This is a genomic window from Bradyrhizobium sp. HKCCYLS3013 (assembly GCF_051167615.1).
GTDB lineage: Bacteria > Pseudomonadota > Alphaproteobacteria > Rhizobiales > Xanthobacteraceae > Bradyrhizobium.
In genome coordinates this window covers 164137-179410 of the sequence record NZ_JBNPTK010000006.1, presented here as the reverse complement: position 1 = coordinate 179410, position 15274 = coordinate 164137, and the positions used below count along the sequence as shown (strand labels likewise).

At 58.4% G+C, this 15274-nt stretch carries 6 protein-coding genes; 1 reads left to right on the top strand and 5 read right to left on the bottom strand.

Annotated elements, in window-relative coordinates; genetic code table 11:
• Window positions 1-2088 carry a DEAD/DEAH box helicase gene (locus ACQR1F_RS13635; protein WP_434913281.1) on the top strand — a complete coding sequence of 696 codons (2088 nt, stop codon included), beginning with the start codon at window positions 1-3 and terminating at the stop codon, window positions 2086-2088.
• Window positions 2089-2292: 204 nt separating this feature from the next.
• Here ACQR1F_RS13635 and ACQR1F_RS13630 read toward each other — a convergent pair whose 3' ends face one another.
• The 5 genes from ACQR1F_RS13630 to ACQR1F_RS13610 are packed head-to-tail and all read right to left on the bottom strand — an operon-like array spanning window position 2293 to window position 15129.
• Window positions 2293-5433: a helicase-related protein gene (locus ACQR1F_RS13630; protein WP_434913280.1), complete on the bottom strand. Its 3141-nt coding sequence runs from the start codon at window positions 5431-5433 to the stop codon at window positions 2293-2295.
• Window positions 5434-5463: 30 nt separating this feature from the next.
• Window positions 5464-7602: a hypothetical protein gene (locus tag ACQR1F_RS13625; RefSeq protein ID WP_434913279.1), complete on the bottom strand. Its 2139-nt coding sequence runs from the start codon at window positions 7600-7602 to the stop codon at window positions 5464-5466.
• The gene (locus ACQR1F_RS13620) at window positions 7589-9172 is read right to left on the bottom strand and encodes a hypothetical protein (RefSeq protein WP_434913278.1); all 1584 of its coding nucleotides are present in this window, start codon (window positions 9170-9172) and stop codon (window positions 7589-7591) included. The genes ACQR1F_RS13625 and ACQR1F_RS13620 overlap by 14 nt, the downstream gene beginning before the upstream one ends.
• A gap of 6 nt (window positions 9173-9178) precedes the next feature.
• Window positions 9179-12529 (bottom strand): UvrD-helicase domain-containing protein, encoded by a 3351-nt coding sequence (locus ACQR1F_RS13615; RefSeq protein WP_434913277.1) that lies wholly within the window; start codon window positions 12527-12529, stop codon window positions 9179-9181.
• A complete protein-coding gene (locus ACQR1F_RS13610) occupies window positions 12526-15129 on the bottom strand; it encodes a PD-(D/E)XK nuclease family protein (protein ID WP_434913275.1) in 2604 nt (867 codons plus the stop codon). Before ACQR1F_RS13610 ends, ACQR1F_RS13615 begins: the two co-directional genes overlap by 4 nt.
• Window positions 15130-15274 lie beyond the last annotated feature (145 nt).

Genomic DNA, 15274 nt, shown 5'->3' with positions numbered 1-15274 from the left:
GTGACCGCGGCGTTCGACCACCTTCACCCGGCTCTGCGCTATCACATCGTCAGCACGCTTGGGTGGACGGAACTGCGATCGACCCAAGCCGAGGCCGTCGCGCCCTTATTGGCTGGTGAGAACGTCTTGCTTCTTGCTCCGACCGCGGGCGGCAAGACTGAAGCGGCAATGTTTCCACTCCTTTCTCGCGTCTCCGCGCAAGAATGGCATGGTCTTTCGGTGCTCTATGTCTGCCCTCTCAAGGCGCTCCTGAACAATCTCGCACCGCGGCTCGAGCGCTACGCAGGCTTCCTCGGGATGCGCGTCGGACTCTGGCACGGCGATATTGGTGAGCCGGCGCGCCGGCGCATGCTTCAGGATCCACCCCAGATACTCCTCACGACGCCGGAGTCGATCGAGGCGATGATGATCTCGCTGCGGGTCGATCACGTGCAGTTGCTTCAGAACGTCCATGCCATCGTGGTCGATGAGCTACATGCTTTCGCCGGCGATGACCGCGGCTGGCATTTGATGTTTTTGCTCGCGCGGCTCGAACGTCTGACAGGGCGCCGCCTCCAACGCATAGGGCTGACGGCCACGGTCGGCAACCCCGACGAACTCCTGCAGTGGTTCTCCAGGCAACGCGAGGGTCGCCTTGTAGGCGCATCAAGCCCGACGACCAGTGGCAATGTGACTGCCGACTATGTGGGTTCGATCAGCAATGCGGTGACCGTCATAGCGCGCCTTCATCGTGGCGAACGTCGCCTTGTGTTTGCGGATAGCCGGACGCGCGTCGAAGAAGTCGCAGCAGGCCTCCGGGCGGCTGGAGTGAGAACATTCGTCTCGCATGCGTCGCTATCGCGGGACGAACGACGGCAAGCCGAGACGGCCTTCGCTGAGGAGCCGGACTGCGTGATCGTAGCTACGTCCACGCTCGAGCTCGGGCTCGACGTGGGCGACCTCGACCGCGTGATCCAAGTTGGCGCACCACCGAGCGTCGCGTCGTTCCTGCAGCGCATGGGCCGGACAGGCCGCAGAAGCGGTACGACGAGGAACTGTCTCTTCCTTGCGACCGACGATGAGGAGCTTCTCGTCTGTCTCGCGCTGGCGACCTTGTGGCGCGAGGGCAAGATCGACTCTATTGTGCCGCCCCCGCGCCCGGCTCACATCTTTGCCCAGCAGGTCATGGCGCTTGCGCTGCAGCTTCACGGCGTTCCATGGCCGGACATTGAGGTCTGGCTCGGGGACGTTGTTCACGCCGTCCCGGAAGCTGATCGCGCTGCAATCGTGACCCATATGTTCGAAACAGGAATCCTGGCAGAGGACAACGGGGTTCTTGGACTGGGAGCCAAAGGCGAAGCGGAATTTGGAAGGCGGCATTTCAGCGATCTTGTCGCTGCATTCAGTGAACCTCTGCTGCTCCTGGTCCGTCATGGATCGGTAGACCTCGGCACCGTGCATCCTGCCAGCCTCGTGCGTGCCAGCACCGGCGAGCCTACTGTGCTGTTACTAGCAGGAAGGAGCTGGAAGGTCATTGACGTCAACTGGAGAACTCGGTTGGTGGTGGTTGTGCCGTATGACAGCGGCGGGCGTTCGCGCTGGCTCGGGTCGAGCCGTGCGATGTCTGAATCCATCTGCAGAACGATAGAGCGCATTGTGGTGGGGGCCAAGCCTGCGTGCCGATTGTCGCGGCGCGCCGAAGCCGCACTAGCGCTGATCCGGGATCAGCTCGCCTTTGTTGAGACGGATACGCTTCCTGTTGTGGCATCTGCCAACGGTCGTATCGTGATCTGGACTTTTGCGGGTGGTGCAGCGACAGCGTCGATTGCGGCAGGGTTGACCGCACAGCGCCTGCCTGTGACCGGTTCCGACGATCTAACTATAACCCTCCGGAGCAAGGATCTGGACGGTGTCGCGAAGGCATTGCGTAACATCGATCCTAGCTCAATACATCCAAGATTACCCGACGACCTAGCAACGGCGCTTAAATTTGGGCTCTGCCTGCCCCCTGAGACTATCGGGAGCGTTCTGAAGGCAAGGACTTCCGATACGGCAGCGGTCGCGGCCACGTTGCGTCGAGATTTGAGGCTGATCTCTGCACCTGAATAGGTAGGTGGGGATAAGCGCCTTTAGCTCTTTGAGCTTGCGACGATTTAGGTTGAAGGCTCCCTCGACTAGAAAATGCGGATCAGAGCAGTAAGCGCCGATCAGCGTAGATATGCCTCAGGAGTCGGCACGGTCGTGTTTTCTAGCGACGAGCGCAAGCTACCAGGTACCGTCGGCAGCAAATTGTTCTTCGTCGGCGCTGGTCTTTTAGATCGCTGCAACGTGTTCGTTGCTGGCAGTGGCTCTCGCGCCAGTCGAAAAATGATAGACCCCGGGCTCGTGCCGGCGGAGGTCAAAGACCAACTTGCGCGCTAGCTCATCTGGCAAAGGAATGCGGTTCGCAAATGCTTCCGACGTTGCCTCGTCCAATTGGAAGTTCTGACCCATTACGATTTGAAACCAACGTTCGCGATCCTGGACCACGCGAAACATTTTCTCATCGGCGCTTCCGGCGAGGAAAGGCTCATAGATCACGATTGGCCGCCGGGTGAGCTCCGCCTTGCACCTTATCCTATCGACGCGGCCTGTACGTTGCTCGAGTGTGCTTGGGTTCCAGCAGAGATCGTGATGAATGATGTAACGGCAGAATCTATGCAGGTCGACGCCTTCACTTAAAACCGCGCTGCTGATCAGGATTTCTGGGAACATTGGACTGTTGAATGCGAGCATCAGACGTTCGCGGGTCTCACGTTTGGTCTCGCCGTACACCATGCGCACGGGCTGTTGCACGCGGAAGGTCGAGCTGTCCCCGGCTGCTTCATCGTCCTCCCCACGGGTTTGGACGGCGATCGCTCTCAAATAATCGGCAAGTTGATCCGAAGGAGCATCGTCCTCACAGGCGACCTGTTGTTGCCTCCGGGTATGTAGCTCCTTGACGAACAGGAGGAATTCGTGAACGCGGTTCTGCATCGTCATGGCTGAGGCATCCGCGTTTCCTGTTAAGGCGCCGGCGAGCGCTTTGGCGCCTTCTCGTACGATCGAGGCTCGGGCGGCGCCTTCCGATAGGGCTACGCGAACTTCCGGTATCTCTAGTGGCAGGTAGCGCGCAATGAACGAAGGAGAGCGGATATACGCCGCTAGGAGCTGCACCAGTTCGTCTGCCCGCGAGCTCAATACCTCAAACTGCTTCGTGTCCAGCGGCTCGCGTAAAGTTGCGATTATCGCCTTGTAGATCGGGCTGTCTTCGTCGCTGAGGCGCCGTGCTATACGTTCAAACCAGCTGCTCAGCTGTGCAGTCTGCCGGCTAGGATCGAGGCCAAGTCTTTTGGCGGCAAGTGCAAGCGTAGCATTCTCAACCTCGCGTCCGATGTGTTCGCGCAATGCTTTCGCGGTCTCACGATAGAAGCAGAAAATGAGTACCTTTTCCCCGGAGAGCCATAGTTTCATCGCGCGATCTACAACGGCCTTGATCTTTGGATGACGGTACCGCGCTTCCCCCTGTTGATTTTTGGATGGAATAAGATGCTCGATCTGGTCTTCGTACCATCCGATAGGCACGACGGATCCGCTCCAATCTGCCTTAGCAATCGTTCCCGCTCGTTCGGCGCCATCATCATCGACGTCGCGAGAGTCACCATGACTTTCGCGCGTGTGATGAAAGGCCTCGTAACTGGAGCAGAGCCCCTCGGCGAAGAAAGCTCGTCCCTTAGCAGAGCCGTGCGCTAGTTCGCCTTGGGCGCGCGCTGCTAACAGGAACGGCAGCGTTACTTCTCCCGCAAGAGGGAGCCCCGCAACCGCCTTCGTTGGTGGCTGCTCGCCGTCGGCGTCATCTTCTAAGATCCGGTGCCCAGGATATATGGCACGCCTTGGTACAACCGGACCCCCTGCCGCACGTGGAAGCCATCGGGACTTATTATGTCGAATGACCCAAGCGCGAAGCGAGCGCCAGGGGTCGTCCGCGTCGCTCTCGGCTCGTGCTTTGGTTCGCCGACATTCGTTGACGGCAAGAAGAAGTTCGCGGTCGATTGGCTGATTGCATTCCCCGCGCTCAGCGGCATGCCACCATGCGGAAGCGGCCTGTTCATCGTCATCATTGGATCGGTACGCCCCCACAGCCTCGCGCGCCATGGCTCCCCAAAGACGATCCAGCCTGCGACCGGACAGACGGTTCTCGCTCAGTCGCTTTTCCAATTCGTTCATCCCTTCCAGGAACATATCGCGCGTCCGTTCCGGGGCACTCGGGCCGCTCCATTTGGCTGCCGAGAAGGACCGCAACACCCGGATCAACTCGTGATGACCAAGCTGGAACGGCGTGGCTGTTAAGAACAGCATCCGATCGAATTTTTCCCACAGCAGCGGATGCTTGGATGGGTTGGGAGAGGCTTCGACGAGACGAATTGACTCCTCCGAGCGAAATAGATTTGCCAGCTTAGTCTTGTCGTTCTTTGCGTGGTGGGCTTCGTCCATCAGGAGAAGAGGTGATCGCCAACTTGATCGCTCTATCCACTGCCAGTACGCTGCTTGGCAGGCCTGGTTGATTAGGCTGCGTGCTTCGTTTTCCGTGACCGACGAAACGGCGCCGGTCTTACCCGGTATCGTCCCATCCCGAAGCAGCGTGGCAAGCCCCGGATATAGCTCGCCTGATTTTGGATCGCGCTGGTCCCCAAAGTCGAGTTCCCCGGCGTGTCTCATCAGGTCAGCAGGTATGGGATCCTCGCTGCCCGCCGAGAGAATACCAGTTCGTAAGAGGTAGTTGTGCCACTTCGAAAGCGGGTGTGACAGCAGCCACGCAATATCACCTTCGCGAAGACCTGTGGATTTCAATCGCACGAGGCTCGTGGCCCATTTGAACAAGCGACCTTTCATCGAATCCGACAGCTTCGTTTGAGCGCGCGCCAGTCGGATAAGCGCAAGTTTGATCCAGGGATCGCTGAGTCCTGCCCAAAAGCATCGCGTGGTCATCCAGAGGATGTGCGGCCGCCGCGCGCGGGGCGCATTCAGGCGCCTGAAGAACTCCGTGGGCGTCCTAACGTAGGCATGTCTAATCCAGGAGAGCGCCTCTGGACGCGTGCAACATAATGTCTTGAACTGCTCCCACTCGCGCGCCCATTTTTGTGCGAGGCCTGGCGGGACCATCACGATGATTGGCCGGCCTGATGTTCGCGTCGCGCACGCAACTGAAGCAACCACCGCGAGCCCGACGTAGGTCTTCCCCAGCCCAACCTCGTCGGCAAGGATGACGCCCGGCCTAGTAGAGAGATCTGACAAGATGGATCGGGCAGTATGCTGCTGCCTCTCGCCGTCGTCAGCTTCGATCTGCTGCCGCTCGCCGTCGTCAGCTTCGGTCGTGCCCCTGATTACGCCCCCTAATTGGATTATATGATCGGCAAACGGCCATTCGACTGCCATAAGTTTTGCCCTCCCTCCCGCCTGTGCAGTCTAAAGCAACCGACTCGATTCCGCGCTCACTGATTCAAGATATCGTGCCAGGTTGGGCGGTGGCGTAAAACCCGTACTGACTTGCGCGCAGTGACCATCAATTTCTTCAACCGTCTTTCGAAACAGCGGTGCCAATTGTCTGTCCCCAATTCTGCGGGCTACGTGCGCGAGCACGAGCTTGATTTCAGAAAGATTGAATAAGAGAGTTGCGGCGTCGCCAGTATTTTCTTTCCATTCCCGAACAAGCGCTTCTGCGAGCATTCGCGGGCCAATCGGATCCTGCCGCAAGCGGTATCCGAACGCCTCTCGCGTTTGCACTGTACGCAGAAGACGCTCTCCCATTGAACTGAGAGCGGCGCCAAATCGTCTGGTACGGTATATTAGATAGCTGCTCGTATCGACCGCACGCAACGAATCTAGCTCCCGCATGATCCCCTTCTGCAGATTTGAGGTGTCAACGCGGTCCAACTTGTCGACCAATTCGGCTGGCTCACGGCCCGAGAGAAGGCATTCTAGAATGCCATCCGCTGAGAGCAGCCTGAATTCTTCGGGGGAACGCAGGTGCTCGCCACTTTCGATGTAAACAGGAAGCACGGCACTTTTCACGCTCCCATCGTCATCGCGCCACTCAAGGCGCAGGCCGGCTATGTTCGCCCCGCGCAGTGAAGCCGGTAGTTCAAGGATGATCCGGCCGGATGAAGGTGGAGATGGAAACTGAGTGTGCTGTGCGAGTGGCGCCGCATCGATCTGACGTTCACCCGGCCAGTGCAGGGACCACTCGCGTGGAAAGCTGGAACTCGGATCGACAACTACCGCTAGCACTGCCGTGATCTGATCGTAGATGCCCCACAAGAACGCCGCCGGCAGCGGCCGATCGGTGCCGTGGCGTTCGTCCTCTATCTGATCAGCGGTCTCGGGCCAGATCGGGCTTTCGCAAAGATCCTTCTCCCAATCCACCGGAAGTCGTTCGTGGAGTCGCAACCTGTCCCGTTTGACGTCCGGATCGTCCAAAAAACAGAGGTTGGCCTCGACGTTAGCGACATCGACACCCATTCCATGTTGGCTGAAGTTGCTCGACCCGCACAGGAGCATCGCGGCACCGTCGCCTTCGAGAAGAATTCCCTTCGCGTGCAAATCACGGTTGGCGAGCGGCTCGCCGTCTCGACAGAGTGGGACCACGTAGGTGCATACCTGGTCCGCCGTGCAGCCCCAGCAGGAGCACCACGACTCGAGATACGTGCGCGGGATGCCAACGACCATTCGCTCCCGAATCTCGCTCGCATGACCTGGCACCACAAGGCACCCGATCGCATCTCGCGCGATCGGGATTTCGAGCAGTTTCTCGACAACAGGCTTGATGGAATGAGAGAGCTCGGCAACGAAGGGAGTCATTACGGTTACTTCGGAGGCCCTCCGTGTCCCCCAGAGTTCGACAAGGCGGCCAAGGGGTGACTGCGAAACTCTTCCACGTTGGTCTGGGAGGCCTCCAACAAAAGTGACCCTGGGGCGAGCCAGCGGCCTGAAATCGGCAGGCATCCGGCGCCATGAGCGGACCCGGGTACGGACGTCGCGTAAAGCGCTCTGCAAACGGTTCTTTGCTGCGTCCGAGGCGCGCACGAACCCCTTTGCGGCATCCATGAAACCGATCGCATCCAGGAGCAGCTTGCGCGGTGGAGAATTGTCGTGGTCATAAAAATCGATAATGCCGGCAATCTCCCGGTTTTTGCGGTAGCCGGGCCGCGTGATGTTGGCAGATGCAACGATAAGGCGAGCGCAATGCTCCCATAGCAATATGACTACTTTCGAGTGCTGCGCTCCTCCCGGCACGCGAACTGACAATTGGTCCCAGCGCAAAGTGGTTTGAGCGGGATCGAAGTGATCTGCATCGACGAGCACACATACTGAAGTGGAAGCAAGAGCTTGCTCTCGTTCAACCACGAACGGACGAACGCCTTCGGTCTCATCAAACTTGAGCCCGAGAAATCGTGGTAGAAGTTCCGATTCGAAGAACGGCGCGTGGAAAGTGTAGGTCGAAGCCACACAAATTAGAGGATGCCCGATCTCGCCAATTTCTGCGATGACTGGTGGCGACCAGTTGTCGGCAAGCGTGCGACGTTGATCGGATTTACTCTTCGGCATCCGGTACCTCGACGGCAACCTGTCGCAGATCAGCGAGCATAGCGTAAGCGTTGGGTATCTTGAATGGATGCAGGTACGCGTCTTGTCGTACAGGCGGGGCATCGGCAGCAACGCGGTTCTCTCCCGGCAGGAGAGTCCAGTGTGATTCACGTTCGATCCATGGAGCCTTGCGTTTTTCCCTCTGGACGCGTTCATGGCGACGCAAGACGCATGTAGTCAAGTCGACGGCAGAACCACTCGCCACGACCATGTCGTCCCGAATGCGGATCATCGGGTTAACGAGATGAAGTGGGTCAATTGACGGCTGATTGCGTAATTGCTCCATGCTGCGATCAATGCGTGGGATCATGCGGGTGACGCTTGCGATGGTTCTCTCGAATTGTGGGCGCAGCCGATCATCGCCGATGACAGCCTCAGGCCGGGCGCGTCCGCCGCGCGACTTAAGACCCCAAATCATTCCTTCGAACGTCTGCTGGAAGAGGCCGGCTATTTCCTCATAGCAATCGATCGCCTCAATGACGGCCGCAATCAAACGATCGGTTGGCTCGTTTCGCAGTGCGGGTTTGAGTCCGCGCAGTAGAACGAAACGCTCCTGTTTCCCGCGAAGACCGCTTTTGCTAGAGGCTTGCCGATATATAGCGACACGATCTTTTAGCAGCCCTATGACGCGCCGCCGAACGGTCGTTCCGTCTAGGAGTTGCAGAAGGGTACGCTGCTCCTTAGGTCCGATTTGATCCGTTCTCAAGTGCTGTGCGATCAGCTTCCATATCGTGTGGGTCGCATGCGGCCATTGGCGATGTCCCATGTAGGCAGAGGTACGCTTGACAACTTCGGCCATCCAGAGTGCGCCGGCGCGTTCTGCGCGGGATTCCTCATCGAACAGGCCGGGAAGTCCCTCGTCTTCAGCCCAGGCCATGACGAGCCCTATGGCATTGCGGCCCATGCGACCTTCGTCGTCCACCAACCCCATCTGACGCGCGAGACGCGCGATGACCCCGAAGGGGCCGTTCACCGCTTGGCCCTTCAGGAAGTTCGACGTGCTGAGCGGCTCCGCTTCTTGCAGCGCCTTCCTCGCCCGATTGCGCCCGGGGAGTGAACGAGGTGCGGTTGCATAATCTTCCGGATCGCGCTCGGCCATCTGCACGATAGCTGAGACAAACAGTCGCTCGAATGCCAAACGAGCCTCAAGCCGGAGATCTTCGCGACCGCCCATAAGGGTAACGGTGCGATCGGCCACAACTGCGGCGACTGTCGCGAACGTAAGTAGCCTGCATCGCCACATGCGAGCCGTGAAACCCTCCAGCAGCGCATCGGACAGACGTTCGGCGTGCGCTAGAGTGCCAAGTGGATCGAGACTCCCCGGCGGCTCCTCGGCCGTATCAAGCGGAGTCGGTATCGGAAGCCAATTAAATTGTGTGTGCACGGGATTGTGCGCCGGGGCTGTTGCGACGAAGTGTGAGTGAGGGATTGAAGGTTTGCCTATTGAATAGCTCGTGCTTCGGGTCCCAGCTTGCTCCTCGATGAGAATTTCCTGATAATGAGATCGGCAATGCCCCTCCAGTCTTGCCATGCGTCCCTAGTCGGAGAAGACCGTACCCGTAGTCATCGCAACGAGCAGTGAACGATTTGCGCCCGTGTACCTGCGATAGGCCCTAAGTTGCTCTTGGTAGGCCGCAGGTGCGGAAGCGCTCAAACTGACATCGCTTTTCCAGTCCACAACTGCCTCAATGTTTCCGTTAGCGTCACGGGACAGCGCATCCGCTATCCCGGAGACAAGAATTTCCTTTCCGTCCTCATACTGGCGACCTAGCACCGTCTGTTCCGGTACCAGATGTGGACGCAAGGTTGCAATCTCTGGGATCCGCAGCGTTCGAAGAATAGTTGATGCGAGTTCTGCTGGCGAAATGCCAACGCTTGGATCTTCCGATGCACTCACGCCCAACTGAGCCAACAGTTCAATCGCACGTCGCTCAAGCTCCTGCGGGCTCTCTGATGTTTCTCCCGTCAACACCTCTTCCATGAGCTTGTGCAGTATGGTGCCGCGAGTAGGGCTACCGAGCACCTCGATTGGTTCTAGCGTGCCATCGACCTGCTCCGGATCAAGAAAAATCCGTTCCTCTTCAACCTGATGCAAAGCCTCGACCTCATGACGGCTCGGCTGACTCCAAATGATTGTGTGGTAGGCCTCTGAAATCTTGCCGGCTTGCTCTCTGAACACCTCAGCGTTCTGCTTGTTTTCTTCAGGGGTATCTATTGCCGCTATTTCGGTGCCGAGATCGCTTGGTTCAATCGCCGGCAAAGCCGTAAGACCAAGGTCGACGAGCCGCGCCCACGACTTATCGGATAGCCGTGCAGAATGCCGCGGCAGGACGAGCAAATCTCGAGCTCGGGTCGTGGCAACGTACCAGAGCCGAACGCGTTCGCGAGCCAACTCAACCTCATTCCAGGATTTAAGCTGAGCGTAGCTGGCCGGCTCAATTCCTAACACCGGGGTCGAGAACTCGCTTGATCGGCGATCGTGCATAAGACCAGTTTCGGATTTGGGTGCTCCAGTCATGTTGATGGGAATCACGATAGGCCATTCGAGACCTTTCGCCGCATGAACGGTAATCAAAGCAACGGATTGCTCTTCGGCGTCCGGGCGCCCTTCAACCTGGAGAACCTGCTCCTCCCAATTTGCACGCATGTCTCTCGTGAAAGCACGCAATCCGCGTACATCGTACGGGCGCGACATCTCGAGGAATAAATCCAGATTCGCGAGAACACGATCAGCGCTGGCGGGGAACCGGTGACGGAAATGGGCGCGGACGTTAAGCAAGCTGACCGCATCCGAAAGCAGTGCGTAGGGTGTGGTCGAACGCGCTCTTCGCGCGAGAGATTGTAAGACCTTGATTACGTCGCGCGCCAACTCGTGATTGATGTTGTCGGGCTCGGTCCAAAGCGAGAGATTTGGAAGGCGGTCGGAGCGATTGGGGTCGGTGGGAAGACCGTCGGCGATATCGAGCAGCTCAGTTTCCGATAATCCAACCAACGGACCGCGCAATAGCGCCCCTAGGGCGAGGGTATCGCGTGCATCCGCGATCGCGCGAGTGAACGCGATGAGATCCTGAATTTCTTGTCGTCGAAAGAACCCTTTTCCAGCTTGTGTTGAGACTGGAATTCCACATTGTTCTAACGCTTCTTCAAACCGCCAGAGATCGGTTCCTACCGGGGCGAGAAGCGCAATATCTCCGAATCGGCAAGGCCGTAACTCCCCTTTATCTCTGATCTTGAGCTTGCCAACTATTCTTGAGCAGAGCTCCGCGACCCGGTCCGCCTCTGCATCACGCAATTGCTCGGCACTATCCTCGCCAGCCTCGACCGCAATATCGAGTGCCGCGACCGTCAGCGTATTCTTTTCTGGAAGGCGGGTAGCTGCCAGAGCTGTAAAACCGGGCTGCCCTGCTGCCGTGGAGAGTGGGCTTGCGAACGCTTTGTTGACGAATGAGAGAATTGGCTCAACCGAGCGAAAGTTCGCAACGATGTTGACCACCGATGGATTGCCGATTGCCTCTCGTGCCCGAAGATAGGCGTTTACGTCCGCGCCGCGGAATCGATAAATGGCCTGCTTCGGGTCGCCGACAAGAAAAAGGGAGCCCGGGCGAAGGGTTCTGGTCAGAGGATCCCCGTCTTCATCAATTGCGGGATCGCCACACAGGCGCCACAGGATCTCGAGTTGTAGCGGATCTGTGTCCTGAAATTCATCTACCAGGACGTGCCGATAACGCCTCCCAAGCGCCGTCCGCACATCTTCGTTAGCGACCAGAAGGTCCTTGGCCGTGTTCAACAGATCGTCGAAATCAAGCAGCGCGGCAGAGCGCTTGTACTCGCGCCACTCAGCGGAGAGCCGGTCCATCGTGCTGACAACACGAGCCAGAAGCTCGCCGGCCACCATAGCCATCAATTCACTGAGCGCCTGGTGACAGGCGTCATACCTGGCTGCACAGGCCTGAAAGGCCATTGTCCCGTGAGCCTTGCTCTTGCCTGCAGCAGCTGCAGCTTTTTCCCAAGCGCCCTTTGTTCTCAGCTGTCTTTTTCCGCCGCTCTGCGTGAAACAGGCAACATGCCGAGGAATGATCGCGGCTTGAACAAGGGCACGACTGTGAGGCTTGGTGACTAGTAGATCAGTGCCGCCGAGCGCATCTACCATTTCGATGAATGCTGCGCACGCTAGGCCGGTTTGTTCTTCCTGAAACTCGAGCTGAGCCATCTCCCTCTCAAAAGCCGCGGCTGCCGCTGACAGCTTTTTGGCACGGGAGGTTGACCAAGCGTGATTTGGGAGCCTGGCATCACGATTCTTTCTCAGGAAATCTGCAATGCTCCGAATAACGCGTAGGCCGCGAGACTCGTCAGCAATCACGAGTTCGGCGACTATATCGTCGTCGCGTTCGCCTGAGAGGTGCTCTTTAAGCCAATTTAGATATCGCTCGTTGAAGGCGAGGTCTCCCTCGGTCGGATCGACGATCTCGGCGCCAGGATCTATTCCTGACTCTGCCGGGTAGGGCTTAATCAGAACTTGCGCGAACCCGTGTATGGTGGTGCAGAGAAGCTCATCGAGGGATTGCTTCGCGCAGATCAGATTCCGACGTTGACTATCTGATACCCCGCTGGGGAAGGCCCTCGCAATGTCGTCTGGAACCTCGCCGATCGAAAGCGAGCTAACGAACCTTTCAATGCGGATTCGCAATTCGCTTGCAGCGAACTCGGTAAATGTGATCGCCGCTACGTTCTTGGGGCTCACGCCCTGAGCGAACAAGTACGCTACGCGCCCGGCCATGATCGACGTCTTACCTGAGCCCGCGCCGGCCTCCACCAACATGGACCTGTCGATGTGCGTCAGGGCCTCAGTACGGACAGCTAAATCCGGAAGTTCGCGTCCCTTCATCATGGCGCCTCCCAGATCTTGATGGCGTCACCGAGCCGCTTATCGGCAATAGGGCGCTTGCGGGCCAAATAGCTCGGGTTGGCAGGTAGGGCGAAAGAGTAGTCGTTAAAGCTGTCGTCCGCGTCGATACCAGGAAGCGCCAGCCCCTTTTCAAGACTGGCCCGCGCACACGCTATGGCCGTAGCCAGCGTATCCAGAGCTCCATTGATATCGCTAAGCGGAAACAATGCCTGCTCCCCGTCGGCTGCTTTCGGATAGAGCAGAGCTGCTTCGACCTTTACTTTCGGATTAAGCAGCGTTCGGACGGCAAAGGCGTACAGGCAGCGCTGCAGCTCAGTGCCGCCTTTGAGCACCACATCCGCCATGTCCCGGGCCAGACGCCCAGTTTTGTAGTCGATGACCCTTGCCTGGCGCTTGTCGCCCGACAAGTCCAGCCGATCGATCTGACCTTGGATGATGATTCCCGTTCCTGGGATTTCAACAGATAGCGATGGGTCCCACGGGAGCTGACTGCGGCTGCGGCCATCTGCCATTCCGAATGGAATTTCGGTCCAGCTCTTTTGATCTGGCAAGCTATCCAGACGATAAGTTAGAGCCGCTGTCGCTACCTTGCGGGTTGCCTCCGTGGCATTCCGCCAGATTATTGGAGGCGGAACAGGTTGCTCGGTTTCCCATTTCGCGGCCGTCGCACTAACCGCTTCCTCAATGGCTTTGGTGACATCGTCGAGTTTGGCTTTTCCAAACCCGCCATTCGTCTCGAGCGTGCCGACGGCGATCTGGAGGGTTTCGTGAACAAGAAGGCCGAACGTCAGGGGATTCACGCTGAACGGTTCGTCGGTCTCCTCCGGTTGACGCCATCCCAGAGCGTATCGCCAGACAAAGCGAATAGGATCTCGCAATAACATCCGCAACGAAGTCGCGGACATGGGCTGCTGAAATACCTTATAGAGACGCGGGTGCTTTGGGCGAACAAGGCCGTCGTGCGAGTTGATTTGGCGCCTATACCAATCTTGCCACGCAGCTAACCCGGACCGCGCCGTCGGTGTAGCTCGGAATTCCGTCGGCCGAGCGGTTAAACGGTCTGGCTCGCTTGCGGCATGTTCCGGGACCCTGCCGTAACTTAGGTAGGCCTCCTCGAACTCGCCGACTAAAGGCGAACGCCCCAACAGGCGTCCCTCGACGTCACGCCGGCTGAAGGAGATCGTTGCTTGGGTAGCGCTGGCGACAATGGTCGCGAAATCACTGCGGTCCGCTTGTGACACGGGTAGTGGGTCCAGATCCTCGATCGGAATGATGTGATCGGGGATGAGGCGATCCTCTGAAATTCGACGCGGCCACCGACCGGCATTCAGTGCGAGCAAGCGAACGAAAGGTCGGGGGGAGGCCGCAAGTGAAATCGCCGGTGTCCAAATTGGGTGCGAAGCTGGTTCGAGATCGTCGGCAATGCGAAGCCGAGTAAGGGTAACGGGAAGTGCTGTGGCCGGCCCATCCTCAAGTGCGAGCTGCCAGAGCTTCAAAGGCAATTTTGGGAGCAGATTTTCTCCGGCTTCCCGGGCTCCCGCGGGGCCTTTTTCAAGAATCTGCAACACGTCAAGCACCGTCTTGGACCGGTCGACCCCACCCGGCCAAGCGGCAGGCTCAACTGAGGAGAACGCCTGCTTCCAGCGTTCGAGAGTTGAAAGAGGGGCATCGGCAGGAAGAACGCGGGTCCAGTCCCGTGGTAATCCGGCAAGACATTCGGTGCCATCCAGCCGGCGAAGCAAACGCTGAACACGCGCTTGGGAAATCCCGTTCACGAGAACGTCAGCCAACGCTGCAGCGGTTTGACCTGACGGGGTTGCGACGGCTTGGATGCCTCGCACGAAGTGAATCGGAATGTTCGTATCGTGAGATAGCGCCGAGACGTAGTCGTCGTAGTCGGCGGGGCTCGCGGCTGCTATGGCAATATCTTCCGGCTTTGCCTTGCCGTCAGCAAGGAGCGATCGCATCCATCGAAAGGCTTCCAAAACCTCGTGCTGCGGCGTGGCGCAAGAGTAAACATCTGGCGCAATTCCGGATGGCGGACTTTGTCGGATTTCGATGTTCTTGCCGATGACCCAATCCGGAACCAACCGCGGACCAGCTACCCAAACCACGGGCACGCAATTCGCAACCGCGAGAAGCAATCGGCGCCAGCAAGCCGGCATTTCACTATGGCTGTGAATTTCGACTGGGCCCAAGACAGCGTGGGCATGGATAAGCCGGTTGAGCGCGAGATCAACCAATGCCCGCGGTGTCCTCATCGAAGATGGCAGCCGCTGCAAGACTTCGGATTCTAGAGCGGCCAACGCCTGTAGGCGAGGGTGCTCGGAGGCGGAGAGATCGATATCCGCCCGCCAGATCTTGTCGAGAGTGCCGACGGCGGCTCGGACCATCCCGGGCAGGCTCTTTATTGGCTCAAGCTCACCGAGAGAGATGGTGGGCAACGCGTTTCGGACAGCTTCACGCAATGCATCGATATCGATAGGCCCAAGGAAGCCGCCCGCAAGCCGTCCGGCAACTTGCCCCATGCTCATGATCTGCAGCCCGATTTCTCCCCGCCGCGCGGCCGCCACCCGGGCCATGTGGGCTGCAAAATTTGTGTGGACGACAATGGTACGGCGCGTTGGCAATATTGCGCTCACAAGAGCCCCACCCGGCAAAGAAGTCATAGAAAATCAATTGTTCGAAGCACTATTCCTCATCCTAGAAGCCCTGCCAATAGGAAGC